This is a genomic window from Jiangella rhizosphaerae (genome assembly GCF_003579925.1).
In the GTDB taxonomy this organism is placed as follows: Bacteria; Actinomycetota; Actinomycetes; order Jiangellales; family Jiangellaceae; genus Jiangella; species Jiangella rhizosphaerae.
This window is the reverse complement of the sequence record NZ_QUAL01000187.1, coordinates 1-24,596: the sequence shown is the minus strand read 5'-3', so window position 1 is coordinate 24,596 and position 24,596 is coordinate 1. Positions and strand designations below refer to the sequence as shown.

The following is a 24,596-nucleotide window of genomic DNA, read 5'->3' as shown; positions in this document are numbered from 1 at the left end:
GAGTTTCGTGTGATCCGTCTCTCATCGTCGTGATCTTGTCTATGCTCGATCGCAACGCCTCGTGCAGGGGAAGGCGGGGCTGCGACCACGAGGAATCGAGGTGGCAGATGGCCGGGCCGGCGCCACGACCAGGGGTGGACGGGCCGGCGTCGGCGGCCCTGTTGAAGGCGGGCCGGTTCTTCAGCCGCTGGGACGAGTCCGACGACGGGCGGGTGGTGTTCCGGGAGGGCGGCCGGCAGGGCGATGTGTTCTATCGGGACCGCTGGAGCCACGACAAGGTCGTCCGGTCCACGCACGGCGTGAACTGCACGGGGTCGTGCTCGTGGAAGGTGTACGTCAAGGACGGCATCATCACCTGGGAGACCCAGCAGACGGATTATCCCTCGGTGGGGCCGGACCGACCCGAGTACGAGCCGCGCGGCTGCCCGCGCGGCGCGGCGTTCTCCTGGTACACCTACTCACCCACGAGGGCGCGCTACCCGTACGTCCGCGGCGTCCTCCTGGAGCTGTACCGCGAGGCGAAGCAGCGCCTCGGCGACCCGGTCCTCGCCTGGGCGGACGTCACCGGCGACCCGGCCAAAAGGCGCAGCTACCAGCAGGCCAGAGGCAAGGGCGGGCTGGTCCGGGCGACCTGGGACGAGGCGATCGAGATCGCCGCCGCCGCGCACGTGCACACGATCAAGGAGTACGGGCCGGACCGCTGCGCCGGCTTCTCGCCGATCCCGGCGATGTCGATGGTCTCGCACGCCGTCGGGACGCGTTTCATGCAGCTCATCGGCGGCGTCATGACGTCGTTCTACGACTGGTACGCCGACCTCCCGGTGGCCAGCCCGCAGGTCTTCGGCGACCAGACCGACGTGCCGGAGTCGGGGGACTGGTGGGACGCCACGTACCTGATGATGTGGGGCTCGAACGTCCCGGTGACGCGCACGCCCGACGCGCACTGGATGGCCGAGGTCCGCTACCGCGGCACCAAGGTCGTCACCGTCAGCCCCGACTACGCCGACAACACCAAGTTCGCCGACGAGTGGCTGCCGGCCCAGGCGGGCACCGACGCCGCCCTTGCGATGGCCATGGGCCACGTCATCCTCAAGGAACACTTCGCCGACCGGCGCACTCCGTTCTTCGAGGACTACGTCCGCACCTACACCGACCTGCCGATGCTCATCCGGCTGGACGAGCACTCCGACGGGCTCACCCCAGGCAAGTTCCTCACCGCCGCCGACCTGGGCGGGGCGACACCCGAGGACCAGTGGAAGACCGTCGTGCTCGACGAGGCCACCGGCGAGCTACGCGTCCCGAACGGCTCGATCGGCTTCCGGTACGCCGAATCGGGCAAGGGCCGCTGGAACCTCGACCTCCACGGCATCACGCCCGCCCTCACCATGCAGGGCGACGACGCCGAGAACGTCGAGGTGCTGCTGCCCGCCTTCACCAACCCCGACGGCTCCGGCGACGTGCTCCGGCGCGGCGTCCCGGCCCGCCGGGTCGGCGGCCACCTGGTGACGACGGTGCTCGACCTCATGCTCGCCCAGTACGGCGTCCAGCGCGACGGCCTGCCCGGCGACTGGCCGACCGGCTACGACGACAGCAGCACGCCGTACACGCCGGCCTGGCAGGCGGAGATCACCAGCGTCCCGGCGGAGCAGTGCATCCGCATCGCCCGCGAGTTCGCCGCCAACGCCGAGGAGTCCGGCGGCCGCTCGATGATCATCCTGGGCGCCGGCGTCTGCCAGTGGTTCCACGGCGACGCGACGTACCGGGCCATCCTCGCGCTGCTCATCCTCACCGGCTGCATGGGCCGCAACGGCGGCGGCTGGGCGCATTACGTCGGGCAGGAGAAGTGCCGCCCGATCACCGGCTGGATCTCGCTGGCCAACGCGCTGGACTGGTCGCGCCCGCCGCGCACCATGATCGGCACGGCCTACTGGTACATGCACACCGGCCAGTGGCGGGGCGACGGCTACTCGACGGCGTCGCTGGCGTCCCCGCTCAGCACCACCACAGAAGAGAAGCACACCGCCGACGCCATCGCGGAGTCGGCGAAGCTCGGCTGGATGCCGTTCTACCCGCAGTTCGACGCGAACCCGCTCCAGGTCGCCGACGACGCGACGGCGGCGGTCGAGAACGGCACAGCACGAGACCCCGCCGACTACGTCGCGCGAGCACTGGACGACGGCACGCTCACCCCCGCCATCCAGGACGTCGACGACCCGCGGAACTGGCCGCGGACGCTCGTTCTCTGGCGCTCGAACCTCATGGGCTCGTCGGCGAAGGGCAACGAGTACTTCCTCAAGCACCTGCTCGGCACCCACTCCAACGTCATGGGCACCGAGAACCCCAACGCCCCGCGCCCACGCGACATCGCCTGGCACGACCAAGCCCCGGAGGGCAAGCTCGACCTGCTGCTCTCGGCGGACTTCCGCATGACGTCGACGACCCTGCTCTCCGACGTCGTGCTGCCGGCCGCCACCTGGTACGAGAAGCACGACCTCTCGTCGACGGACATGCACCCGTTCGTGCACGCGTTCACCCCGGCCATCGACCCGCCGTGGGAGGCGAAGACCGACTTCGACGCGTTCCACCTGCTGGCCCGCAAGCTCTCCGAGCTGGCGACACAGCACCTGGGCACCCGCCGCGACCTCGTCACCGTCCCCCTCCAGCACGACACCCCCGGCGAACTCGGCCGGCCACACGGCAGAGCCGACGGCACCAGGCCGGTCGTCACCGTCGTCGAGCGCGACTACACCGCCATCGCCGACAAGCTGGCCGCCGTCGGCCCGCTCGCCGACACCCTCGGCTTCACCGTCAAGAACGTCACCTACCGGCTCGAGGAGCAGACCGCACGACTGGCCAGGGCCAACGGCGTCATGCTCGGCGGCGCCGCCGACGGCCGCCCGGCCGTCGACACCGACGAGAAGCTGGCCGAGGCGATCCTCATGTTCTCGGGGACGACCAACGGCGAGCTGGCCGTGCAGGGTTTCCGAACGCTGGAGGAACGCGTCGGCAAGCCGCTGGCCGACCTGGCCGAGGGCTCGGAAGAAAGACGCATCACCTTCGAAGACACGCAGACCGCCCCGGTCCCCGTCATCACCTCGCCCGAGTGGTCCGGCTCGGAGACCGGCGGCCGGAGGTACGCCCCGTTCACCGTCAACATCGAGCGGCTCAAGCCGTTCCACACGCTCACCGGCCGCATGCACTTCTACCTCGACCACGACTGGATGCTGGAGTACGGCGAGGCGCTGCCGATCTACCGCCCGCCGCTGGCCCTGCACCGGCTGTTCGGCGAGCCGCGGCTGGGCCCGGACGGCGCCAGCCAGGTCACCGTCCGCTACCTGACGCCGCACTCGAAGTGGTCGATCCACTCCGAGTACCAGGACAACCTGCTCATGCTGTCGCTGTCGCGCGGCGGCCCGGTGGTGTGGATGAGTCCCGCCGACGCCGCCGCCATCGACGTCAAGGACAACGACTGGGTCGAGTGCGTCAACGCCAACGGCGTCTTCGTCGGCCGCGCCATCGTGTCGCATCGGATGCCGCAGAGCGTCGTCTACGTGCACCACGCGCAGGAGCGCACCATCGACGTCCCGAAGTCGGAGGCGACCGGGCGGCGCGGCGGCATCCACAATTCCGTCACCCGGCTGCTGGTGAAGCCGACGCACCTGATCGGCGGCTACGCCCAGCTCTCTTACACGTTCAACTACCTCGGCCCGACGGGGAACCAGCGCGACATGGTCTCGACCATCCGCAAGCGCTCTCAGGAGGTGACGTACTGATGCGGGTCATGGCGCAAATGGCGATGGTGATGAACCTCGACAAGTGCATCGGGTGCCACACCTGCTCGGTCACCTGCAAACAGGCGTGGACCAACCGGGCCGGCACGGAGTACGTCTGGTTCAACAACGTCGAGACCCGGCCCGGACAGGGCTACCCCCGTCGCTACGAGGACCAGGACCACTGGAAGGGCGGCTGGACGCTCAACAAGCGCGGCAAGCTCGAGCTGCGCACCGGAAGCCGGGCGAGACGGCTGCTCGGCATCTTCGCCAGCCCGGTGCAGCCGGAGCTGGCCGACTACTACGAGCCGTGGACCTACGACTACCGCACGCTCACCGAGGCGCCGCTGGGCGACGACTTCCCGGTCGCCCGGCCGAAATCGCTCATCACGGGTGAGGACACCAAGGTCACGTGGTCGGCGAACTGGGACGACAACCTCGGCGGCACCAGCGAGCTCGGCCACCTCGACCCCATCGTCGAGAAGGTGCGGCGCGAGTCGGAGGAGAAGATCCGCTTCGAGTTCGAGCGGACGTTCATGTTCTACCTGCCGCGCATCTGCGAACACTGCCTGAACCCGTCGTGCATGGCCTCGTGCCCGTCCGGCGCCATCTACAAGCGCAGCGAGGACGGCATCGTGCTGGTCGACCAGGACCGCTGCCGCGGCTGGCGGCAGTGCGTCACCGGCTGCCCGTACAAGAAGATCTACTTCAACCACCGCTCCGGCAAGGCCGAGAAGTGCACGTTCTGCTACCCGCGGGTCGAGGTCGGGCTGCCGACGGTGTGCTCGGAGACCTGCGTGGGCCGGCTGCGCTACCTGGGGCTGTTCCTGTACGACGCCGACGCCGTCACCGCGGCCGCGTCGACCCCCGATCCGCAGGACCTGTACGAGGCGCAGCTGGGCCTCATGCTCGACCCGTCCGACCCCGCGGTGGTCGCGGCGGCGCGGGCCGGCGGCATCCCGGACGACTGGATCGACGCCGCCCGGCGCTCGCCCGTCTACGCGCTGGCCAAGACGTACCGCGTCGCGCTGCCGCTGCACCCGGAGTACCGGACGATGCCGATGGTCTGGTACGTGCCGCCGCTGTCGCCGGTGGTCGACCTACTGTCGTCGCAGGGCCACGACGCCGAGGACCGCGCGACGCTGTTCGGCGCGATCGACGCGCTACGCATCCCCGTCGAGTACCTCGCCGAGCTGTTCACCGCCGGCCGGACGGCGACGGTGACGGCGGTGCTGCGCAAGCTCGCCGCCATGCGGGCCTACATGCGCGACGTGACGCTCGGCCGCGACCCCGACCCGTCCATCCCGGCCTCCGTCGGGATGACCGAGGAGTCGCTGTACGCGATGTACCGGCTGATGGCCATCGCCAAGTACGACGAGCGCTACGTCATCCCGACCGCGCACGCCGAGCAGGCGCACGACCTGGAGGAGCTCGGCTGCTCCCTCGACGTCGAGGACGGCCCCGGCATGTACGAGTCCGGGCCGTTCGGCGAGGCCAGCGGGCGGCCGGTGCCGGTCGCCGTCGAGACGTTCCAGGCGCTGAAGCAGCGGCAGACCACCGACACGCCGCCGGGCGACCTGAGCGGCCGGGTCAACCTGCTCAACTGGGACGGCAACGGCCGGCCGGAGGGCCTGTTCCCGCCGCGCAAGGACGGAGCGTCGTGATCGGCCGCCGGCGGGACCGCGCCGCCGACCACCGCGTCGTGCACCAGGTCGCCTCGTGGTGCCTGGACTACCCCGACGCGACATTGGTGCAGCGGCTGCCACTGCTGGGCCGGGCGCTGGCCGAGCAGTCGCCGTCCGACGCCGTCGCCCGCCTGTCGGCGCTGGTGGACCACCTGGGCGGGCGGCCGCTCGCGGACCTGCAGCGCGACTACGTCGACGTCTTCGACCTGAGCCGGGACCGGGCGCTGCACCTGTCGTACTGGACCGACGGCGACACCCGGCGGCGCGGCGAGGTGCTCGCCCGCTTCAAGGCCGCCTACCGGGCCAGCGGGTTCGTCGTCGACCTGCACGGCGAGCTGCCCGACCACCTGCCGACCGTGCTCGAGTTCGCCGCGATCGCCGACCCCGCCGCCGGTACCGCGCTGCTGCAGGAGTACCGGCCGTCGCTGGAGCTGCTGCGGTTCGCGCTGCTCGACCTCGGCACGCCGTACGCCGACGGCGTCGCGGCGGTCTGCGCGACGCTGCCGGGGGAGTCGCCGCCGGACCGCGCCGCCGTCCACGCCGCCGCCCGGCCGCCCGTCGAGACCGTCGGTCTGGAGCTGCAGCCGTACGGAGACCGGCCGTGAACGCCGTCCTGTGGGGTGTGCTGCCGTACGTCATGGTGGTCGTGCTGGTCGCAGGGTCGATCTGGCGCTACCGCTACGACAAGTTCGGCTGGACGACGCGGTCGTCGCAGCTCTACGAGTCGCGGCTGCTGCGCATCGGGTCGCCGCTGTTCCACTTCGGCATCCTCGTCGTGATCGTCGGGCACGTCGGCGGGCTGGTGATCCCGGAGTCGTGGACCGAGGCGGCCGGAGTCAGCGAGGGGATCTACCACGTCAACGCGCTGGTGTTCGGCGGCATCGCCGGCGCCTGCACGCTGGCCGGCATCGCCATCCTGATCTACCGGCGCCGCAGGACCGGGCCGGTCTTCATGGCCACCACCGCCAACGACAAGGCGATGTACGTCGTCCTGGTCGCCGCGATCGCGCTGGGCCTGTGGACGACGCTGGTCAGCGTCGGTGCCGGTTCGGAGGCGCACGACTACCGCGAGTCGGTGTCACCGTGGTTCCGGTCGCTGTTCGTGCTGCAGCCCGACGTCGACTCGATGGCCGCCGCGCCGGTGGAGTTCCACGTCCACACGCTGGTCGGCATGCTGCTGTTCGCGATCTGGCCGTTCACCCGGCTGGTGCACGCGTTCACCGCGCCCGTCCACTACCTGTTCCGGCCCTACATCGTCTATCGCAGCCGGGATGCCGTCCCGCCGGCGCCCGGCTGGACGAGGAGTCGACGATGAACAGTCCCGAGCTCCGCGCCGGCCAGACCCGCAACCTGGTGCTGGCCACCGTCGCGTTCGCCGTCAGCTTCTGGGCGTGGAACATGATCGCGCCGCTCGGCGTGCGCTACACCGGCGAGCTGGGCCTGTCCGCCGGCCAGAAGTCGCTGCTGGTGGCCACGCCGGTGCTGGTGGGCTCGGTCGGGCGGATCCTGGCCGGCGCGCTCACCGACCGGTTCGGCGGCCGGCTGATGTTCCCCGTCCTCATGGTGGCGTCGGCGCCGTTCGTGCTGCTGGTGGCGGCGGCCGGCGAGGCGGAGTCGTACGGGCTGCTCCTGGTGTTCGGGTTCTTCCTCGGCATCGCCGGCACGACGTTCGCCGTCGGCATCCCGTTCGTCAACTCGTGGTACGAGCAGTCTCGCCGCGGCTTCGCGACCGGCGTGTTCGGCGCCGGGATGGGCGGGACGGCGCTGTCGGCGTTCTTCACCCCGCGGTTCGTCGACTGGTTCGGCTACGTCGCGACGCATGTCGTCGTCGCCGTGGCGCTGGTGGCGATGGCGACGGTGTGCTGGCTGCTGATGCGCGACGCTCCGGGCTGGACGCCGAACACCGCGCCCGTGGTGCCGAAGCTGGCGGCGGCGGTGCGGCTGCCGGTGACATGGCAGATGTCATTCCTGTACGCGGTCGCGTTCGGCGGGTTCGTCGCGTTCTCGACCTACCTGCCGACCTACCTCAACGACATCTACGACTTCGACCTGACGGCGGCCGGCACCCGCACCGCCGGGTTCGCGCTGGCCGCCGTCGTCGCCCGTCCTCTCGGCGGTGTGCTGTCCGACCGGATCGGGCCGCGGTCGGTCGTCGCGATCTCGCTGGCCGGCACGGTGGTGCTGGCGATCGTCGTCGCGTTCCAGCCGCCGGTCGAGGTGCCTGCCGGCATCGCGTTCGTCGCCCTCGCGTTCTTCCTCGGCCTGGGCACCGGCGGCGTGTTCGCGTGGGTCGCCCGGCTGGCCCCGCCGGAGAAGGTCGGGACGGTCACCGGCGTCGTGGGTGCGGCCGGCGGACTGGGCGGGTTCTTCCCGCCGCTGGTCATGGGGGCGACGTATGAGGTGCTGCTGTCCGGCTACGGGGTGGGGCTGACGCTGCTGGCCATCACCGCCGCCGGCGCACTGGCGTTCACGCTGCTCGGGGTGCGGGCACGGACGGCGACGGCGCCGCCCCGGTTGTCGTGAGGGCGGCGCCGTCTTCCCTGGGAGGGCTCAGCAGTACGGCGGAGCGGACCCCACGTTCGTCACGTAGCGGGCCGCCACCCACTGGCCGCCGCCGTCACCGGTCAGTTGGTACCAGCGCCGGTTGCCGTCGATGCTCTGGGAGTCGACCTTGCAGACGATGTGCAGGGTCGAGCCGCGCGGTGCGGAGCTGACCTTCGGGTCGGAGGTGTGCGGGCCGCTGCGTACGGACAGCGACGTCGACGAGGAGACCCGGCCGGTGTACTCGTGGCCGTCGCCGCAGAACCGCGGCGCGGCGCCGACGTTGGCGACGTAGCGGGCGGTGACCCAGCGGCCGCTCGACAGCTTGTACCAGAGGCTGTTGCCGCCGACCGTCGGGCCGTACACCTTGCACTGGATGGAGATGGTGGCGCCCTTGGCGTACGACCCGACCTTGGGGGCGTACGAGGTGGGTGCGCTGCGGACGTTCACGCCCTCGGTGGTGCGGCCCGTGTACGTCGTCGCGGCCTCGGCGGCCGTGCCGGTCGCGAGCAGGCCGAGTGGGACGATGCCGGCCGTGGCGAGCGCGATCGCCGCCCGCCGGAGCCGTTGCCGGATGATCATGATGGACCTCCTGACGTCGCCGAACGCGGCCCCCGTGGCCGGGTGTCGGCTCTCACCATCAATCACTCCTCAGCGTGGCCGTCGGTTGCACGCGGCGACGGGGATTCTCGTGGATCCGGGGGCGGTTATCGACGCAGGTCAGTGAACGGACCGTTACTTAGTGCGACAAGGCGGTCACGCTGGGCTACCATGGAGATACACGGGGCCGCTCCGCCTCTTGCCCCCCAACTGGCGGAGCGGCCTTCTGCTGTCCCGGCGCGGCCGGCGCGCTGCCCCACTCCGGATGGGTGGGCGACACCGTCAGGGCGGGTCGGCGGGCAGGCCGAGGCGGGGCAGCAGCTCCGGGTCGATGAACGAGCTGAGCTGCGTCACCAGCCCGTCCCGGAGGCTCAGCACGTTCACCGCGCCGAGCCGGAACGCGCCGTCCGCAGGGTCGCGCCGATAGCAGGCGAACCCGAGCTGGCCGTTGAACCAGGCCGGCCGCAGCCGCCACGGCGTCTCGAACACCCGCTCGGCGAGGAACCGGCCGACGTCGGTGTTAGCCGACGCCGATATTGCCGACTCTGCGGCCTGGGGGATGCCGATGAATGCGTGGGGCGTGTGTCGTGGTGTGGTGGTCATGGTGGCGGCGTCGTGGTCACGGTGTCGTGGTCGGCAGGTGATGCCGTCGCGGCCTGGATGGGTGAGGGATCCGCGTCGTCCTGGCTACCCGGATCCCTCACCCATCAGCGGCCTGCAGCTCGTCGTCATCGGCACCGGCGGTCGACGGCGACACGACCGGTGCGCCCGGCCTGGCTGGCACCACACGACTGGGTTCGTCGGCACCGTGAGGGGCCACGGCCGCGCGCGTGGCCGTCGGCACGATGCCGGCTCCATCGCGAACGCCAGCGACCTTCCCACCGGCACGACCAACGTCGGCTCACGACGTCGGCGCGGCCGTCGAACCAGGTGGGGAGCGGCGGCATCGTGAAGCGGGCGTCCTCGGCCAGCAGCGACAGCAGCGCCGGCACGTCGGCCCGCTCCCAGGCGGCGACGAACGCGTCGACGAGCTCGCGCCGCCCCGACGCGCCGAGGGCGGACAGCTCGTCGCGCTGGCTGACGGAGGGCAGGCGGTCGCCGACGGAGGCGCGGGCGCGCTGTTCACCGGCGCCGGCGTGGTGTCGAGCAGGTCGGCCGCCTCGGCCGCGGAGTACTGCAGCACCTCGCGCAGGATCAGCACCGCCCGCTGCGTCGCCGGCAGGTGCTGCAGTGCCGCCACGAACGCCAGCTCGACGCCCTCGCGCTCGACGTACGCCTCCGCCGGGTCGGTCCCGCGATCCACGACGTCGCCCTCGGTGGGCAGGGGCTCCAGCCACACCGGCCCGGGCACCGGCTCGCCGAGGTCCACCACGCTGGTGCGGGCCGGCCCGTGGTCGGGGGAGAGCAGCCGCCGTGGCCGCTTCGAGCTCAGTCGCAGGCTGGCGTGCGTCGCGATGCGGTACAGCCAGGTGCGCAGCGAACTGCGTCCGGCGAACCCGCCCAGTCCGCGCCACGCACTGAGCAGTGACTCCTGCACGGCGTCCTCGGCGTCCTGGACGGAGCCGAGCAGCCGGTAGCAGTGCGCCGTCAGCTCCCGCCGGTACGGCGCGACCAACTGGTCGAACGCCGCGGAGTCGCCGTCGCGGGCGGCAGCCAGCAGCCCCGCCTCGTCCGGCCCGCCTGGCAGCTCCATGTCCCGGAGGGTAGCCGCAGTCCGGGGCGCGGTGACGGGCCGAGCTGGCCGGGCCGGACGGCGAAGGCGTGACCGTGGTGACCGGCGCCGCACAGGCGGTCACTGTGTGCTGCCAACGATCGCTGAGCCCGCAGCCGCCCAGCGTCGGGAGCATCGTTCACGGTCACGGGACCTCGCATGGGTCGGCAACCCTCCGCCGATCCGGCCCGTGCCCCTATGACGCGCGCCGGCGCCGACTGGTTCACACGACCGATTGACTTTTTGTGGCGCGAGACCTATTTTCCTGTGTAGTTAATTAACCGGAGGGGAAAATGACGGTCGACGCCGATCCGCTCACCGCCACGTTCGCCGCGCTCGCCGACCCGACCCGACGCGCCATCCTGGCCCGGCTGACCCGCGGCGAGGCCACCGTCGGCCAGCTGGCCGAGCCGTTCGACGTGTCGCTGCCGGCCATCTCCAAGCACGTGAAGGTGCTGCAGAGGGCCGGGCTCGTCGAGCAGACGCGACGGGCGCAGTGGCGGTCGTGCCGGTTGCGGCCGGAGCCGCTGCGCGACGTCGTCACCTGGATGGAGCAGTACCGCGACTTCCTGGGCGACAGCCTCGACCGGCTGGACCACTACCTGACGGACCTGCAGAAGGGAGATCGGCCATGACCCGACGCGAGCTGGGCGACGCCGCCACCACCGTCGTCGCCGAGGGATCGGAGCTGCTCATCGAGCGCGTGTTCGCCGCGCCGCGCGAGCTCGTCTGGGCCGCCATGACGGACCCCGCGCACCTGGCGCGCTGGATCGGCCCGCACGGCACCACCACCGAGGTCGTCGAGTTCGACGTGCGGCCCGGCGGCCGGTGGAAGTGGGTCAACCGGTACGACGGCGGCGAGATCGCGTTCCAGGGCGAGTTCCTCGAGGTCGACCCGCCGAAGCGGCTGGTGCGGACGACGGCGCCGGAGATGGAGCCGGCCGGCGGGCCGCCCGCCGTCGAGACCATCACGTTCGAGGAGGTCGACGGCGGCACCCGGGTGCACTGGCTGACGACCTTCCCGGCGCCGGAGGTGCTCGACCTCGCCGTCGACTCCGGCATGACGAAGGGCATCCTCGAGCAGTTCGAGCGGCTGGCCGCGCTGTTGGTTCAGGGCTGACGGCGGCGGAGCGCGCGGGGGAGCGTGGCGGCGACGGCGACCGTGGCCAGCGTGCCGCCCGCTCCGGCGACGACGAACGTCACCGGCACCGACGTCGCGTCCAGCAGCAGGCCGCCGGCCACGTACGACAGGCCGGCGGCCAGGCCGATGGCGCCGTAGAGGTTGCCGAACACCCGGCCGAGCATCGTGTCGGGCACCAGCCGGGGGAGCAGCGTGTTCGTCGCGACGTCCATCGCGGCGATGCCGAGGCCGCGCACCGTCTGCAGCGCGAACGCCGCCGCGACCGCCCACGCCAGCCCGGTGAGCAGGTTCCCGACGCTGCTGACGGCGAACCCGGCGACCAGCAGCCAGAGCAGCGACGCCCGCGCCGACCACCGGGCGAGCAGCGCGTACCCGGCGAACAGCCCGATGCCGACGGCGGCGAGCAGGGTCGCGCTCGCGGAGTCGCCCGCGTCGAAGGTGTCCTTGGCCAGGACCACGAGCGCGACGTCGTCGATCCCGTTGAACGCGACGACAGCGCAGAAGCCGAGGCCGATGATCCGCAGCGCCGGCTCCCGCCACAGGTGCGCCACCCCTTGGCGGGCACCGCGCAGCAGGCCGGCGCCGGGTTCGCCGTTCGTGCCGGCTGCTGACGGCGGCAGCGGCGGCAGGCGGAGGAGCAGCAGCGCCGACAGCAGGAACGTCGCGGCGTCGACCAGCAGCACGCCCCGCACGCCGACCAGCGGGAACAGCGCCGCCGCGACCAGCGGGCCGGCCGCCTCGCCGCCGTTCGTCGCCAGTCCTAGTGCCGAGTTCGCCGCGGCCTGGTGACGCGGCGGCACCAGCGTCGCGACCGCGGCCCGCGACGCCGGCAGGAACACGTGCCCCGCCACCGCCCGGACGCCGACCAGCGCCAGCAGCAGCGGCAACGGCGGCAGCGACACGGCGATCGCGGCCAGCAGCCCGGCCTGAACCAGCTCGCAGCCGATCATCACCCGGCGCCGGTCCCACCGGTCGCTTACCCCGCCGGCGAGCGGGCTCAGCAGCGCCGGCGCGAGGTCGCCGACCAGCAGGAGCAGCGCGACGGCGAGCGCCTGACCGGCGGTGTCGGCCACGTGCAGCATCAACGCGACCAGGCTCAGCGAGTCGCCGAGGAACGAGACGGTCCGTGCGGCGAACAGCGACCGGAACGCCGGATCGCGCCGCAGCAGGCTCCCGCCGTCCGTTCGCGTCACGACCACGAGGATCGGCCATCGGAGGGCGCCGGCTCAAGGCGGTCATCCGCGCCGGCCGGTGAATCCGGCGGCCGCGGCCACCACGCCGAGCACGGCGAGGACGGCGACGAACCCGAACGCCGCGCGGAACCCGTCGAGGCCGGAACCGTCGAGGGCGGACCCGGCGACGAGCACGGCGGACACGACGGCCACGCCGGCGGCGCCGCCGATCTCGCGCATCGTCTCGACCAAGCCGGACGCCAGCCCCGCCGCCGACTGCGACACGCCGGACAGCGCGCCGATCTGCACCGCCGGCCCGCACAGCCCGAAGCCGAGCCCGGCGAGCAGGAAGGCCGGCAGCAGGTCCGCCGCGTAGGTGGCGTCCGCGGGAACGCGGGCCAGCCACAGCGCGCCGACGCTGAGCAGCGACAGGCCGCTGACCAGCGACGTCCGCGCCCCGGCCCGCGCCACCAGCCGGGCGCCGCCGATGGCGGCCACGACGACGGTGACCGTCGTGGCCAGCCAGGCCAGCCCGGTGGCCGCCGGCGAGTACCCCAGAGCCTGCTGCATCAGCAGCGAGCCGATGAAGATGAAGGCGAGCAGCGCACCGAAGGCCAGGAATCCGGTGAGGTTCGCGGCCACGAGCGTGCGGTTGCGCAGCGTCGAGCCCGGCACCAGCGGGTCGGGGGAGCGGCGCTCGATCCGCACGAACGCCGCCAGCAGCACGGCGGCCGCCGCGAACAGCGCCAGCGTCGAGGCGGACGTCCAGCCGTGGCCGGTGGCGTGGTGCAGCGTGTAGACGAACAGCAGCAGGGCACCGGTCACCGTCGTCGCACCGGCGATGTCCAGCCGGCCGGTCCGCTCAGCCGGCCGGTCGGCGGCCAGGAACACCGCCGCCAGCACGATGAGCAGCACGCCGGCCGGGACGTTGAGCAGGAACGCCCAGCGCCAACCCGGACCGGCGGTCAGCAGCCCGCTGGCGACCACACCGACGGAGCCGGCCGCGCCGCCGACGGCGCCGAACAGGCCGAGCGCCCGGTGCCGGGCCCGTCCCTCGGGGAAAGTGACGGCCAGCAGCGACAGCGCCGCCGGTGCGGTCAGCGCGGCGCCGAGGCCCTGGGCGGCGCGGGCCGCGATCAGCAGCTCGGCCTCGTGGGCGGCGCCGGCCAGCAGCGACGCGACGGTGAAGACGGCCAGCCCGGCGACGAAGATCCGCCGGCGGCCGAGCCGGTCGGTCATCCGCCCGCCGAGCAGCAGGAACCCGCCGAGCAACAGCCCGTACGCGACGACGACCCACTGCAGCGCGCCGTACCCGGCGCCGAGGTCGCGCTGGATGGAGGGCAGCGCCACGTTCACGATCGCGGTGTCCAGGCCGACCATCGCCTGGGCGGCGCAGGCCAGCGCCAGCACGAGCCCCGGCCTGGTCGTCCGCGCGGGCGGCTCTGTGGTGGGCCGGGGCAGGGTCTCGGTGTACGACATCGCTCGTTCCTTCGTCCGTAGGGTCGGTCGCCCCACCGACGAAGGAACCCGCCGCGGATCGACATCCGCCGCGAGAAAATGCGAGGAATCTGCTGCGCCGCAGGTCAGAGAGCGTTCAACCGCGCAGTCAGGTAGCGGCGGTCGGCGTCGGACGGCGCCAGCCGCACCGCCTCCTCGTAGGCCGCGCGGGCCTCGGCGGTGCGGCCGTCCCGGCGCAGCAGGTCGGCGCGGGTCGCGGGCAGCAGGTGGTAGCCGTCCAGCCGGCCCGACGCCGCGAGCTCGTCGACCAGCGCGAGACCGGCCGGGATGCCGTCGGCCATGGCGACCGCCACGGCCCGGTTCAGCTCCACCACCGGTGACGGCGCCAGGCGGCCGAGCTCGGCGTAGAGGGCGGCGATCTGCGGCCAGTCGGTGCCGGCGGCGTCGGGGGCGGTGGCGTGGCAGGCGGCGATGGCGGCCTGCACCTGGTACGGCCCCGTGCGGCGCGTCGCGAGGGCTTCGTCGAGGACGGCGACGCCCTCGTCGACCAGCGCGCGGTCCCACCGGGACCGGTCCTGCCGCTCCAGCGGGACGAGCACGCCGTCGTCGACGCGCGTCGCCCTGCGGGCCTCGTGCAGCAGCATGAGCGCGAGCAGGCCGCGCGGTTCCGGCTCGCCCGGGAGCAGCCGGGCCAGCACGCGGGCGAGGTGGATGGCCTCCGCGGCCAGCGCGCGGCGCCCGTCCCGTTCGTCGTAGCCCTCGTTGAAGATCAGGTAGAGCACCGCGAGGACCGCGGCGAGCCGCTCGGGCAGCAGCTCGGCGGGCGGGACGCGGTACGGGATGCCGGCCTCGGCGATCTTGCGCTTGGCCCGGACGATGCGCTGGGCCATGGTCGCCTCGGCGGTGAGGAACGCCCGGGCGATCTCCGCGGTGCTCAGCCCCGCCAGCGTGCGCAGCGTCAGGGCGACCCTGGCCTCGAACGGCAGCGCCGGGTGGCAGCAGGTGAAGATCAGCCGGAGCCGCTCGTCGGGGATGTCCTCGGCCGGCGACTCGTCCGGCTCGCGGGCCAGCACGGCGAGCTGGCGCAGCTTCGCCCGCCCGGCGGTGTCGCGGCGCAGCCGGTCGGTCGCGCGGTGCCGGGCCGTCGTCGTGAGCCAGGCGCCCGGCCTGCGGGGGATGCCGCCGCGCGGCCACGCCGTCAGCGCGGCGGCGAACGCCTCCTGCGCGCAGTCCTCGGCCAGGTCCCAGTCGCGGGTCAGCCCGATCAGCGTCGCGACGACCTGACCCCACTCCTCCCGGTACGCCGCGTCGACCGCGGCGCGCACGGCCTGGACGTCGGCCGTCATTCCCAGACCGCGCGGATCTCGACGCTGCCCCACCGGGCGTACGGATGACCGGCGGCGATGGCGATGGCCTCGTCGAGGTCGGCGCAGTCGACGACCACGACGCCGCCGACGAAGTCCTTGGTCTCGGCGAACGGCCCGTCGGACACGAGCGTCTCGCCGTCGCGGAACCGCACCGTCGTGGCGGTGGAGGTCGGCCGCAGCCGCGCCCCGAACACCTCGGCGCCGCGGCGCTCGAGGTCGGCCTCCCACGCCTGGTGCACCGGGTCGGCGGCCATCTCCTCGGTGCTCGGGGACCTCGTTTCGTCGTCGCAGATCAGCAGCATGTACTTCATGCCGGAGAGTCTGGCACCGCGCACCGACAGCGCGAACGGGGTCAGCGCTCGGTGAGCCGGACGATCGGGTACCGGCGCTCGCTCTTGGCCTGGTACTTCGCGAACCGCGGGTTGGCGGCGACGATGCGCTGCCAGGCGTCGTCGCGCTCGGCGCCGTCGAGCGTGTGCGGCGTGACCGGCCGCGGCCGCTCACCCGGCAGCTCCACGGACACGCGGTCAGGGTGCGCCGTCAGGTTGCGGTACCAGTTCGGGTCGGCGCTGCCGCCGCCGGACGCGACGACCAGGCGGGCGCCGTCGCCGTCGGGGTACCACGCGATCGGGGTCAGGTACGGCTGCCCGCTGCGGCGCCCGGCGGTGTGCAGGACGAGGACGTCCATGCCCATCATCCGGCCGGTGCCCTTGCGGCGGATCTTCTCGACCGTCCTGGTGTTCATGCGGCGCTGGAACCACAGCGACAGGCGGCCGGGGGTGCCCTTGGGGCGGGTCTGCTTGGTGGTGTCGTTCGTCATGGCCATCACGCTAGAAGCGCGGCCGCGTCGGACGCTTCTCGATTCCTGACCGATCGTGGCCGCTCCGCCGTACTGCCCCATCCTTCCTTATCCGGTTGCTTGATCGGGGCTCTTGCGGAAGGATAGGGAAGGTGACGACTGGAACGCTCTACTCCGCCGAGGACGTCGCCGCCATGCTCGGCCTGCATGTGCGGACCGTCCGCGGCTACGTCCGCGACGGCCGGCTGCCGGCGGTGCGCATCGGCAAGCAGTACCGCATCGCCGCCGAGGACGTCGACGCGCTCACCGGCGGCCGCACCGCGGCGGTACGCGCGCCGTCGCCGGCCGCGGCGCCGCGGGTCGAGGTGTCGGCGATCGTGCAGATCGACGGCGTCGAGCGCCCGGCCGTCGACCGCCTGACCACCCTCGTCACCGGCGCGGCGGCGGGCCGGCCCGGCGACTCCGCCCGGCTGCACGTCCAGACCGTGTACGACCCGCGGCGGAACAGTCTCAAGATCGTGGCCATCGGCAGCCCCGCGGATACGGCGGCGCTGGTCGGTCTCGTCGGCTCGTTCACGGAGTCGGAGCTGTGACCGCGATCTACCGCTCCGACGACGCGCGCCAGTCGGTCGAGGCGGGCTACCGCGCCCTGCTCGACCGCTGGCCGGTCCCGTCGACGCGGACGACCCTGCCCACCCGGCACGGCGACACGTTCGTGCTGGCCTGCGGCCCGGAGGACGCCGCGCCGGTGGTGCTGCTGCACGGCGCCGGGTTCAACTCGGCGGCGTGGGCCGGTGACGCCGCGCTGTGGGCGCGGACGCACCGGCTGTACGCGGTCGACGTCCTGGGCGAGGCGGGTCTCAGCGCACCGGCCCGGCCGTCGCTGGCGTCGGACGCCTACGCCGAGTGGCTCGACGACGTGCTCGACGGGCTCGGCGTCGCCCGGACGGCGTTCGTCGGTGCCTCGCTCGGCGGCTGGCTGGCGCTGGACTACGCGCTGCGCCGGCCGGGGCGGGTGCGGCGGGTCGCGCTGCTGGTCCCCGGCGGGATCGGCCGGCAGAAGTACGCGGCGGTGCTCGCGTCGGCGTTCCTGATGCCCTTCGGCGAGCGCGGCCGGCGGGCGGCCCTCGATCTGGTGGTCGGGCCGCGGCCGAGCATGGAGGAGTCCGCCGACGACCCCGCCATGCTGCGTGCCCTCGGCGACCAGCTGCTGCTCATCCAGCGCGGCTTCCGCTACCGGCGCGACCCGCTGCCGACCTTCACCGACGACCAGCTGCGAGGCCTCGCCGCACCGTTGCTGGTCGTCGCCGGCGCGAAGGACCGCATGCTCGACTCGCCCGGCACCGCGCGACGTGTCCGGCAGCTGCTCCCGGACGCCGACGTGGTCCTGCTGCCCGGCGTCGGCCACATCCCGACGGGCTACGCCGAGCCCGTCCACCGCTTCCTCACGAACGGAGACCCACGATGACCACCGACGCCGACGCGCTGCGGGCCGCGCTGCGCGCCGATCTCGTCGCCGCGATGAAGGCGCGCCGGCCCGAGATCGTCAGCGTGCTGCGCACCGCGCTCGCCGCCGTCGACAACGCCGAGGCGGTCGACCTCACCGGACCGGCGCCCGCGGTGACCAGCGAGCACGTCGCCGGGGCCCACGTGGGGCTCGGCGCGGCCGACGTGCGGCGGCGCGAGCTGTCCGGCGACGACGTCCGGGCGATCCTGCGCGCTCAGGTGACGGAGCGCCGCACCGAGGCCGGCCGCTACGACGCCCACGGCCGCCACGAGGCCGCCGACCGGCTCCGGCGCGAGGCCGACGCGCTCGCGTCGTACCTCACCTGACGCGCCCCCGGCGTGGAGCGGCAGGCTCGGCGTAGCGTTGGCTCATGGCGGACACCGAGAGCGCGGTGACGACGCCCGGCGACCTCGCCCGGCGGCTCGACGCCGCGGGCTACCTGGCCGACGAGGGGCTGGCGACGGCGGCGTTCCTGGCGCTGCGCATGGGCCGGCCGCTGTTCCTCGAGGGCGAGGCCGGGGTGGGCAAGACCTCGCTCGCGCAGGCGCTGGCCGAGGTGCTCGGCGCGCCGCTCATCCGGCTGCAGTGCTACGAGGGCGTCGACGCCGCGCAGGCGCTGTACGACTGGGACTTCCCGCGCCAGCTGCTGCACCTGCGCGCGGCCGAGGCGGCGGGCGTCACCGACGTCGACCGGCTCGAGCACGAGCTGTACGACCGCCGGTTCCTGCTCGCCCGGCCGCTGCTGCGGGCGCTGGAGACGACGCCGTCGGTGCTGCTGGTCGACGAGGTCGACCGCGCCGACGACGAGTTCGAGGCGTTCCTGCTGGAGGTGCTCTCCGACTTCACCATCTCGATCCCCGAGCTGGGCACCGTCCGCGCCGAGACGCCGCCGGTCGTCGTCGTCACCAGCAACCGCACCCGCGAGGTGCACGACGCACTCAAGCGGCGCTGTCTCTACCACTGGCTGGCCCACCCGACGTTCGAGCGCGAGGTCGCGGTCATCCGGCGGCGGCTGCCCGGGGTGAGCGAGCGGCTGGCCGACGACGTCGCCCGTGCCGTGCAGCGGCTGCGCGACGCCGACCTGCTGAAGCCGCCCGGTCTGGCCGAGTCGATCGACTGGGTGACGGCGCTGACGGCGCTGGGCGCGACGGAGCTGTCGCCCGACCTCGCCACCCGGACGCTGGGTGCGGTCCTCAAGTACCAGGAGGACACCGAGCGGATCATGGACGAGGTCGCGGAGCTGGTCGGCCGGCCATGACGCCCTCGCCGGCGGTGACGGAACCGGTCGTCGGGTTCGCCCGGCGGCTCGCCGCGGCCGGCGTCGAGGTCCCGCCCACCCGGGTGCACGCGACGCTCGAGGCGCTCGACGTCCTGGGCGCGGGTTCGCTGCGGTCGGTGTACTGGGCGGGGCGGGTGACGCTGTGCGCGTCGCCGGAGGACGTCGAGCGGTACGACCGCGTCTTCGCCGCGTACTTCGGCCGCCGCCCCGACCGCCCGCCGCGGCGGGTCACCGTCCCGCCGGTCACCCGGCTGGCCGCCCTGCCCGACGACTCGGGCGACGGCCGGCACGGCGACCCCGAGGACGACGCCGATCCCGAGCGGCAGCGGGTCGCCACCGCCAGCCGCATCGAGGTGCTCCGGCACCGCGACGTGACCACGCTGGGTGCGGCGGACCGCGCGGAGGTCGACCGCTACGTCAGCGCACTGCGGCCGGCCGCCCCCGACCGCACCACCCGCCGGCTGCGCCCGTCGCCGTCGGGGCCGGTCGACGCCCGCCGCACGGTCCGGAGCCTGCTGCGCCATGGCGGCGAGCCGGTCGACCTGCGGCGGCACCGGCACGGACGGCGGCAGCGGCGGCTGGTCTTCCTCATCGACGTCAGTGGATCGATGGCGCCGTACGCCGAGACGCTGCTGCGCTTCGCCCACGCCGCCTGCCGCGTCCGTCCCGGAACGGAGGTGTTCACCGTCGGTACCCGGCTCACCCGGGTCACCCGCGAGCTGCGGCGACGCGAGCCCGCGGCGGCGCTGGCGGCGGCATCGGCGGCCATCGACGACTGGAGCGGCGGCACCCGCCTTGGCGACGAGCTGAAGGAGTTCCTCGACCGCTGGGGGCAGCGCGGCACGGCCCGCGGCGCCGTCGTCGTCATCGGCAGCGACGGCTGGGAGCGCGGCGACCCGGCGCTGCTCGCCGCGCAGATGGCCCGGCTGGCGCGGCTGGCGCGGCGCATCGTGTGGGTGAACCCGCATCGGGGATATCAAGGATACAGTCCTAGTACCGGCGGCATGCGGGCGGCGCTCCCGCACGTCGACCGGCTCGTGGCCGGCCACTCGCTGGGCGCGATGGAGGAGCTGGCCCGGCTGCTCGCGCGGCCGCGGGGCGTTCGAGAGGGGTGGTGACGGTGCGAGAGGTGATGCGGGAGCTGGTGGCCGCCGTCGGCGACGGCGAGCGCACCGGGCTGGTCACCGTCGTCAGCACGTTCCGGTCCGCGCCGCGCCAGCCCGGCGCGTCGATGGCGGTCACCCAGGCCGGCGAGGCGGTCGGCAGCGTGTCCGGCGGCTGCATCGAAGGCGCGGTGTACGAGCTGGCGCAGGAGGTCATGGCCGGCCGGCCGCCGGTGCTGCAGCGCTACGGCGTCAGCGACGACGACGCGTTCGCGGTCGGGCTGACCTGCGGCGGGATCATCGACGTGTTCGTCGAGGCGGTCGACCGCGACACCTTCCCGGCGCTGCTTGACGTCGCGGAGAGCGTCGAGGCGTCCTCGCCGGTCGCGGTCGCGACCGTCGTCGCCGGGCCGGGGGAGATCGGCGCACACCTCGTCGTCTGGCCCGACCGCGTCGCGGGGTCGCTGGGCGGCGCGCGGCTCGACGACGCCGTCGCCGACGACGCCCGCGGCATGCTCGACCAGGGGATGACCGGCATCCGGCGGTACGGCGCCTCCGGCGAGCGGCGCCTGGACGACCTGCAGGTGTTCGTGCAGTCGTTCGCGCCGCGGCCGCGGATGCTGGTGTTCGGGGCCATCGACTTCGCCGCCGCTCTCGTCCGCGTCGGCCGGTTCCTCGGCTACCACGTGACGGTGTGCGACGCCCGGCCGGTGTTCGCGACGCCGCGACGCTTCCCCGACGCCGACGAGGTCGTGGTCAAGTGGCCGCACGACTACCTCGCATCGACGACCGTCGATTCGCGCACGGTGATCTGCGTGCTCACCCACGACCCCAAGTTCGACGTGCCGCTGCTGGCCGCCGCGGTGCGCACGCCGGCCGCGTACATCGGGGTCATGGGGTCGCGGCGCACCCACGACGACCGGCTGGAGCGGCTGCGCGCCGAAGGTCTGACCGAGGCCGAGCTGGCCCGGCTGGCGTCGCCGCTGGGCCTGGACATCGGCGCCCGGACGCCGGAGGAGACGGCGGTGTCGATCGCCGCCGAGATCATCGCGTCGCGGTGGGGCGGCTCGGGCCGGCGCCTGCGCGACACCAGTGGACCGATCCACCGTGAACCGCTCGCGGCGGATGCCCTCTGACGGCGCGGCCGTCGCCGGCCTGGTACTGGCGGCGGGTGCCGGCTCGCGGTACGGCGGGCCGAAGGCGCTGGTGGAGTACGAGGGCTCGCGGCTGGTGGACCGCGCGGCGGAGCTGCTGTCCGGCGGCGGCTGCGCCCCGGTCGTCGTGGTGTCCGGCGCGGTGCCGCTGACCGTGCCCGGCGCGATCGTCGTGCACAACCCCGACTGGGCGACCGGCATGGGGTCGTCGTTGCGGGCCGGCCTGCGGGCACTGAGCTGGTCGGCGGCCGAGGCGGTGGTCGTCGCGCTGGTCGACCAGCCGTGGGTCGGGGTGGAGGCCGTGACGCGGCTGCGCTCGGCGTGGACGGCGTCGGGCGGCGCCCTGTCCGTCGCCGTGGCGACCTACGGCGGCGCGCGCGGCAACCCCGTCCTGCTGGCCCGCCATGTGTGGGACGAGGTCGCGGCCCTGGCCGTCGGCGACGTCGGCGCCCGCCCCTTCCTGCGGGCCCACCCCGGCCTCGTCACCCCCGTCGACTGCACCGGCACCGGAACCCCCACCGACGTCGACACCCCCGCCGACCTCCCCTCGGAATGATCACGTTCAGCATGAAATCCCGTGCTGTACTACGCCTGCAAGCGTGTCGACGCTGGGGTAACCGTGGTGGTGTGCTCGGCAATCGCTTTCCGGCGTATCAGCCGGGCCATCACCACGATCACCCGAGCGTCACGAGGCCTGCAATCGTGGTACAGCACGGGATTTCGTGCCGAACGTGATCATTCCGGGGCCGACAGCGGGGGAGCGGCCGCGGCGAGGGCGGACAACGCCGAGGTGAAGCAGTCCATCGGAGGTTGCACCAGCCCCGCGCCGACCTGGCCGGTTCCGGCGACCCGGCCGGCGATCCCGGTGTTGATCTGCGGCAGCACGCCGGTCCGGGCCACCAGCGTGACGTCGATGCCGGTCGGTGCGCCGCGGAACTCCAGGATCGGGATGGCGTACGCCGGGTTCTCGCCGAGGGTGATCTCGTACATCAGCCGGCTGGTCGCCAGCGCGTCCGGGACCGACCCGCCGACGAACCGGACGATCGCCGGTGCGGCCGCCATCGCGAACCCGCCCAGCCCGATCGTCTCGGTGATCGCGGAGTCGCCGATGTCCGGGTTCGCGTCGTCCGGCCCGTAGGCGCCGAGATACAGCCCCTCCGGCGTGTTCGCGGGCGCGGTGAACCAGGCCGAGCCGGTCCCGGACACCTGGATGCCGAAGTCGGTCCCATTGCGGGCCATCGTCGTGACGACGGTCGATCCCGGCAGGTCCGCGGCGGCCGCCGTCTGCAGCTTCCCGGCCGGCATGACGAGGTTGAGGAAGAAGTGGTCGTTCCCGCCGACGAACTCCACCGCCGCGGCGACGTCCGAGGACGGTGCGCCACTGTCGACCAGCGCGGGCAGCAGGTCGCGCAGCAGCATGAGGGTGCCGGCGCGGTTGCGGTTGTGGCCCTCGTCGCCCATCTGGACCATCTGCGCGACGATCGCCTTGACGTCCACCGGTCCACGCCGCCGCACGGCGGTCTGCAGCAGCGGGCCCAGGACCGACGCCATCCAGCGCAGCCGCTCGATGACGTCCGGCCCGTAGGCGCCGTAGCGCAGCACCGTCCCGAGGCCCTCGTTGAGCGAGCACCACGCGGTCCGGTCGTGCGCCGGGTCGCGCAGCTCGAACAGCCACATCGACGGCGACACGACCCCGGCCATCGGGCCGACGCCGCCCCGGTCGTGACACGGCGCCCACTGCACCCCGTCGCCCGCGGCCAGCAGCGCCTCGGCCTCGGACGGCGTCGCCGCCAGGCCCTCGAACAGCGCCGCGCCGATCAGCGCGCCGCGCAGCGGTCCGGACGCTCGCTCCCAGGTGATGGGCGGCCCGGCGTGCAGGAACTGCCCCGGCTCCAGCCCGAGCACGTCGCGGGCCGGGCGGACGTCGACGAGCTCGGCGCCCGCCTCGAGCATCCGGGACAGCGCCAGCGCGTTCGCGTCCGGCCGCCGAGGGTCGGCCAGCACCCGGGTGAGGGCGTCCTCCGTCCCGGCCACCGGCGGCCGCCAGTCGACCGTCGTCACGGGCACCGCCTGGGCGGCCAGCGCGGCCGCGAACAGGTCGACGCCGGCGCTCACGACGCGCGGCTCCGCACCCAGCAGGTCGGTCATGCGGCACCCCCGTCCACCAGCGCGATGGCCGCCCGGGCGGCAGCGGCGCTGGACAGGTGCACCGACGCTCCGGCGTCGCGCAGCGCCCGCGCCTGCTCCTCCAGTCCCTGCGGGTCGTCGGCGGTGCCGACCAGCGCGACGACGACGGCGAGGTCGCGGCCGCGCGCCCCGGCGACGTTGCGTGCCCGGACGATCGCCGGGGCCAGCTCGGCGGCCGGGTCGGGGTGCGCGCCGTGGCCGAGCACGACGTCGAGAAGGACGACGCCGCAGGACGGGTCGCGCGCCTCGGCCAGCAGCCGCTCGATCCGCAGCGAGTGGTCGATCATCGGGTGCGGCCGTCCTCGCGTGAACCTGTCGTCGCCGAAGTCGACGAACCTGTGCTCGCCGGCCGGGAGCGCCGTGGCGGCCAGCAGCCGTGCCTCCTCGCAGAGGGTGCCGCCGGCGAACAGCCCGCGGATCGACGGGTACGGCCCGGCCGCGGGCGCCGCCGGCCAGAACCGCGGCGGCTGCCATTGCGCCCCGGCCGTGGTCACGACGGTCTTCGCGACGGCGGTGAGGTCGGGCCGGCCGGGCCCGAGCAGGGCGAGGACGACCGGCTTGCCGAGCTTCTCGGCCCGCTCCTGGACGGCGTCGGCCACCTCCGGAGCCGGCGGCTTGCTCACCACGACGACGACCTCGGTGGCGTCGTCGTCGGCCAGCAGGTCCAGCGCCGCCAGCGTCGACGCGCCGCCGACCGCGGCGGACAGGTCGCGGCCGCCGACGCCGAGGCAGTGGCTGATGCCGACGCCCGCGCCGTCGAGCAGACAGAGCAGCTGCTGCGCGCCGGTACCGGACGCCGCGACGATGCCGACCGGCCCGGGCCGCACGACGTTGGCGAACCCGAAGCCGACCCCGCCGACCACCGCCGTCCCGCAGTCGGGGCCCATGACCAGCAGACCGCGCTCACGGGCCTCCTGCTTGAGGCGGAGCTCCTGCTCGACGGGCACGTTGTCGGAGAACACGACGACGTGCAGGCCGTGCTGCAGCGCGTCCATCGCGTCGGCGAACGCGTACGTTCCCGGCGTCGAGACGAACGCGACGGTGGCGCCGTCGCGGCGGGCGGCCGAGCCGACGGTGCGCGGTGCGGGCGCGGCGCCGAACCCGCCGGCCCCGGGGCCGTCC

The 24,596-nt window shown here is 73.7% G+C and carries 24 protein-coding genes and 1 pseudogene; 14 read left to right on the top strand and 11 right to left on the bottom strand.

Annotation, left to right across the window (positions count from 1 at the left end):
- Positions 1-107: 107 nt before the first annotated feature.
- From DY240_RS20855 to DY240_RS20835, 5 genes are read left to right on the top strand one after another with little or no spacing between them, the layout of a single operon-like run.
- Positions 108-3,773: a nitrate reductase subunit alpha gene (locus DY240_RS20855; protein ID WP_119661769.1), complete on the top strand. Its 3,666-nt coding sequence runs from the start codon at positions 108-110 to the stop codon at positions 3,771-3,773.
- Positions 3,773-5,434 (top strand): nitrate reductase subunit beta, encoded by a 1,662-nt coding sequence (gene narH / locus DY240_RS20850; protein ID WP_119661768.1) that lies wholly within the window; start codon positions 3,773-3,775, stop codon positions 5,432-5,434. Before DY240_RS20855 ends, narH begins: the two co-directional genes overlap by 1 nt.
- The gene (gene narJ, locus DY240_RS20845; protein WP_119661767.1) at positions 5,431-6,060 is read left to right on the top strand and encodes a nitrate reductase molybdenum cofactor assembly chaperone; all 630 of its coding nucleotides are present in this window, start codon (positions 5,431-5,433) and stop codon (positions 6,058-6,060) included. The genes narH and narJ overlap by 4 nt, the downstream gene beginning before the upstream one ends.
- Positions 6,057-6,770, top strand: a complete 714-nt coding sequence (gene narI / locus DY240_RS20840) for a respiratory nitrate reductase subunit gamma (protein WP_119661766.1) — start codon at positions 6,057-6,059, stop codon at positions 6,768-6,770. Before narJ ends, narI begins: the two co-directional genes overlap by 4 nt.
- Positions 6,767-7,978: an MFS transporter gene (locus DY240_RS20835; protein ID WP_119661765.1), complete on the top strand. Its 1,212-nt coding sequence runs from the start codon at positions 6,767-6,769 to the stop codon at positions 7,976-7,978. The genes narI and DY240_RS20835 overlap by 4 nt, the downstream gene beginning before the upstream one ends.
- Before the next feature lie 27 nt (positions 7,979-8,005).
- Here the strand turns inward: DY240_RS20835 and DY240_RS20830 are convergent, their stop codons facing one another.
- The 4 genes from DY240_RS20830 to DY240_RS20820 form a co-directional block, all read right to left on the bottom strand.
- On the bottom strand, positions 8,006-8,578 hold the full coding sequence (locus DY240_RS20830; RefSeq protein WP_119661764.1) for an SH3 domain-containing protein: 573 nt from the start codon (positions 8,576-8,578) through the stop codon (positions 8,006-8,008).
- A gap of 300 nt (positions 8,579-8,878) precedes the next feature.
- Complete coding sequence (locus tag DY240_RS31435) at positions 8,879-9,199, bottom strand: sigma-70 family RNA polymerase sigma factor family protein (RefSeq protein ID WP_147375420.1); 321 nt, start codon at positions 9,197-9,199, stop codon at positions 8,879-8,881.
- A gap of 125 nt (positions 9,200-9,324) precedes the next feature.
- Complete coding sequence (locus DY240_RS34155; protein WP_199701898.1) at positions 9,325-9,588, bottom strand: hypothetical protein; 264 nt, start codon at positions 9,586-9,588, stop codon at positions 9,325-9,327.
- Positions 9,498-10,289, bottom strand: a complete 792-nt coding sequence (locus DY240_RS20820) for an RNA polymerase subunit sigma-70 (protein WP_199701896.1) — start codon at positions 10,287-10,289, stop codon at positions 9,498-9,500. Before DY240_RS20820 ends, DY240_RS34155 begins: the two co-directional genes overlap by 91 nt.
- A gap of 311 nt (positions 10,290-10,600) precedes the next feature.
- Here DY240_RS20820 and DY240_RS20815 point away from each other — a divergent pair, with 311 nt between their 5' ends.
- Entirely contained in the window at positions 10,601-10,942 is a 342-nt protein-coding gene (locus DY240_RS20815) for an ArsR/SmtB family transcription factor (protein WP_119661762.1), read from the top strand.
- On the top strand, positions 10,939-11,427 hold the full coding sequence (locus DY240_RS20810) for an SRPBCC domain-containing protein (protein WP_119661761.1): 489 nt from the start codon (positions 10,939-10,941) through the stop codon (positions 11,425-11,427). Before DY240_RS20815 ends, DY240_RS20810 begins: the two co-directional genes overlap by 4 nt.
- Here the strand turns inward: DY240_RS20810 and DY240_RS20805 are convergent.
- The 5 genes from DY240_RS20805 to DY240_RS20785 all read right to left on the bottom strand — a co-directional run bounded on the left by DY240_RS20805 (position 11,418) and on the right by DY240_RS20785 (position 16,265).
- On the bottom strand, positions 11,418-12,641 hold the full coding sequence (locus DY240_RS20805; RefSeq protein WP_199701894.1) for an MFS transporter: 1,224 nt from the start codon (positions 12,639-12,641) through the stop codon (positions 11,418-11,420). The genes DY240_RS20810 and DY240_RS20805 overlap by 10 nt on opposite strands.
- Before the next feature lie 42 nt (positions 12,642-12,683).
- Positions 12,684-14,099, bottom strand: coding sequence for an MFS transporter (locus tag DY240_RS20800; protein ID WP_199701888.1), 1,416 nt, complete (start codon positions 14,097-14,099; stop codon positions 12,684-12,686).
- A gap of 104 nt (positions 14,100-14,203) precedes the next feature.
- Positions 14,204-15,424 carry an RNA polymerase sigma factor gene (locus tag DY240_RS20795; RefSeq protein WP_119661760.1) on the bottom strand — a complete coding sequence of 407 codons (1,221 nt, stop codon included), beginning with the start codon at positions 15,422-15,424 and terminating at the stop codon, positions 14,204-14,206.
- Positions 15,421-15,756: a YciI family protein gene (locus tag DY240_RS20790; RefSeq protein WP_119661759.1), complete on the bottom strand. Its 336-nt coding sequence runs from the start codon at positions 15,754-15,756 to the stop codon at positions 15,421-15,423. Before DY240_RS20790 ends, DY240_RS20795 begins: the two co-directional genes overlap by 4 nt.
- A gap of 41 nt (positions 15,757-15,797) precedes the next feature.
- The gene (locus tag DY240_RS20785) at positions 15,798-16,265 is read right to left on the bottom strand and encodes a nitroreductase family deazaflavin-dependent oxidoreductase (protein WP_119661786.1); all 468 of its coding nucleotides are present in this window, start codon (positions 16,263-16,265) and stop codon (positions 15,798-15,800) included.
- A gap of 131 nt (positions 16,266-16,396) precedes the next feature.
- Here DY240_RS20785 and DY240_RS20780 point away from each other — a divergent pair, with 131 nt between their 5' ends.
- The 7 genes from DY240_RS20780 to DY240_RS20750 are packed head-to-tail and all read left to right on the top strand — an operon-like array spanning position 16,397 to position 21,843.
- The gene (locus DY240_RS20780; RefSeq protein ID WP_199701887.1) at positions 16,397-16,837 is read left to right on the top strand and encodes a helix-turn-helix domain-containing protein; all 441 of its coding nucleotides are present in this window, start codon (positions 16,397-16,399) and stop codon (positions 16,835-16,837) included.
- On the top strand, positions 16,834-17,712 hold the full coding sequence (locus DY240_RS20775) for an alpha/beta fold hydrolase (RefSeq protein ID WP_119661758.1): 879 nt from the start codon (positions 16,834-16,836) through the stop codon (positions 17,710-17,712). The genes DY240_RS20780 and DY240_RS20775 overlap by 4 nt, the downstream gene beginning before the upstream one ends.
- Positions 17,709-18,077 carry a GatB/YqeY domain-containing protein gene (locus tag DY240_RS20770; protein ID WP_119661757.1) on the top strand — a complete coding sequence of 123 codons (369 nt, stop codon included), beginning with the start codon at positions 17,709-17,711 and terminating at the stop codon, positions 18,075-18,077. The genes DY240_RS20775 and DY240_RS20770 overlap by 4 nt, the downstream gene beginning before the upstream one ends.
- A gap of 44 nt (positions 18,078-18,121) precedes the next feature.
- Positions 18,122-19,009, top strand: a complete 888-nt coding sequence (locus tag DY240_RS20765; RefSeq protein ID WP_119661756.1) for an AAA family ATPase — start codon at positions 18,122-18,124, stop codon at positions 19,007-19,009.
- Positions 19,006-20,148 carry a vWA domain-containing protein gene (locus tag DY240_RS20760; protein ID WP_119661755.1) on the top strand — a complete coding sequence of 381 codons (1,143 nt, stop codon included), beginning with the start codon at positions 19,006-19,008 and terminating at the stop codon, positions 20,146-20,148. Before DY240_RS20765 ends, DY240_RS20760 begins: the two co-directional genes overlap by 4 nt.
- Positions 20,149-20,162: 14 nt before the next feature.
- On the top strand, positions 20,163-21,269 hold the full coding sequence (locus tag DY240_RS20755) for an XdhC family protein (protein ID WP_119661754.1): 1,107 nt from the start codon (positions 20,163-20,165) through the stop codon (positions 21,267-21,269).
- Complete coding sequence (locus tag DY240_RS20750; protein WP_119661784.1) at positions 21,259-21,843, top strand: nucleotidyltransferase family protein; 585 nt, start codon at positions 21,259-21,261, stop codon at positions 21,841-21,843. Before DY240_RS20755 ends, DY240_RS20750 begins: the two co-directional genes overlap by 11 nt.
- Before the next feature lie 179 nt (positions 21,844-22,022).
- Here DY240_RS20750 and DY240_RS20745 read toward each other — a convergent pair whose 3' ends face one another.
- Positions 22,023-23,435 (bottom strand): YlbE family protein, encoded by a 1,413-nt coding sequence (locus tag DY240_RS20745; RefSeq protein WP_119661753.1) that lies wholly within the window; start codon positions 23,433-23,435, stop codon positions 22,023-22,025.
- Positions 23,432-24,596, bottom strand: a pseudogene (locus DY240_RS20740) (DUF1116 domain-containing protein); the annotation flags it as partial. The pseudogene DY240_RS20740 and the gene DY240_RS20745, both read right to left, overlap by 4 nt.

Excerpts from the sequence above, each read along its gene's own strand:
- DY240_RS20855 (WP_119661769.1), top strand. The coding sequence starts at position 108 with ATGGCCGGGCCGGCGCCACGACCAGGGGTGGACGGGCCGGCGTCGGCG.
- narH (WP_119661768.1), top strand. The coding sequence starts at position 3,773 with ATGCGGGTCATGGCGCAAATGGCGATGGTGATGAACCTCGACAAGTGC.
- DY240_RS20835 (WP_119661765.1), top strand. The coding sequence starts at position 6,767 with ATGAACAGTCCCGAGCTCCGCGCCGGCCAGACCCGCAACCTGGTGCTG.
- DY240_RS20830 (WP_119661764.1), bottom strand. The coding sequence starts at position 8,578 with ATGATCATCCGGCAACGGCTCCGGCGGGCGGCGATCGCGCTCGCCACG.
- DY240_RS31435 (WP_147375420.1), bottom strand. The coding sequence starts at position 9,199 with ATGACCACCACACCACGACACACGCCCCACGCATTCATCGGCATCCCC.
- DY240_RS20820 (WP_199701896.1), bottom strand. The coding sequence starts at position 10,289 with ATGGAGCTGCCAGGCGGGCCGGACGAGGCGGGGCTGCTGGCTGCCGCC.
- DY240_RS20815 (WP_119661762.1), top strand. The coding sequence starts at position 10,601 with ATGACGGTCGACGCCGATCCGCTCACCGCCACGTTCGCCGCGCTCGCC.
- DY240_RS20810 (WP_119661761.1), top strand. The coding sequence starts at position 10,939 with ATGACCCGACGCGAGCTGGGCGACGCCGCCACCACCGTCGTCGCCGAG.
- DY240_RS20800 (WP_199701888.1), bottom strand. The coding sequence starts at position 14,099 with ATGTCGTACACCGAGACCCTGCCCCGGCCCACCACAGAGCCGCCCGCG.
- DY240_RS20795 (WP_119661760.1), bottom strand. The coding sequence starts at position 15,424 with ATGACGGCCGACGTCCAGGCCGTGCGCGCCGCGGTCGACGCGGCGTAC.
- DY240_RS20790 (WP_119661759.1), bottom strand. The coding sequence starts at position 15,756 with ATGAAGTACATGCTGCTGATCTGCGACGACGAAACGAGGTCCCCGAGC.
- DY240_RS20785 (WP_119661786.1), bottom strand. The coding sequence starts at position 16,265 with ATGACGAACGACACCACCAAGCAGACCCGCCCCAAGGGCACCCCCGGC.
- DY240_RS20770 (WP_119661757.1), top strand. The coding sequence starts at position 17,709 with ATGACCACCGACGCCGACGCGCTGCGGGCCGCGCTGCGCGCCGATCTC.
- DY240_RS20765 (WP_119661756.1), top strand. The coding sequence starts at position 18,122 with ATGGCGGACACCGAGAGCGCGGTGACGACGCCCGGCGACCTCGCCCGG.
- DY240_RS20760 (WP_119661755.1), top strand. The coding sequence starts at position 19,006 with ATGACGCCCTCGCCGGCGGTGACGGAACCGGTCGTCGGGTTCGCCCGG.
- DY240_RS20755 (WP_119661754.1), top strand. The coding sequence starts at position 20,163 with ATGCGGGAGCTGGTGGCCGCCGTCGGCGACGGCGAGCGCACCGGGCTG.
- DY240_RS20750 (WP_119661784.1), top strand. The coding sequence starts at position 21,259 with ATGCCCTCTGACGGCGCGGCCGTCGCCGGCCTGGTACTGGCGGCGGGT.
- DY240_RS20745 (WP_119661753.1), bottom strand. The coding sequence starts at position 23,435 with ATGACCGACCTGCTGGGTGCGGAGCCGCGCGTCGTGAGCGCCGGCGTC.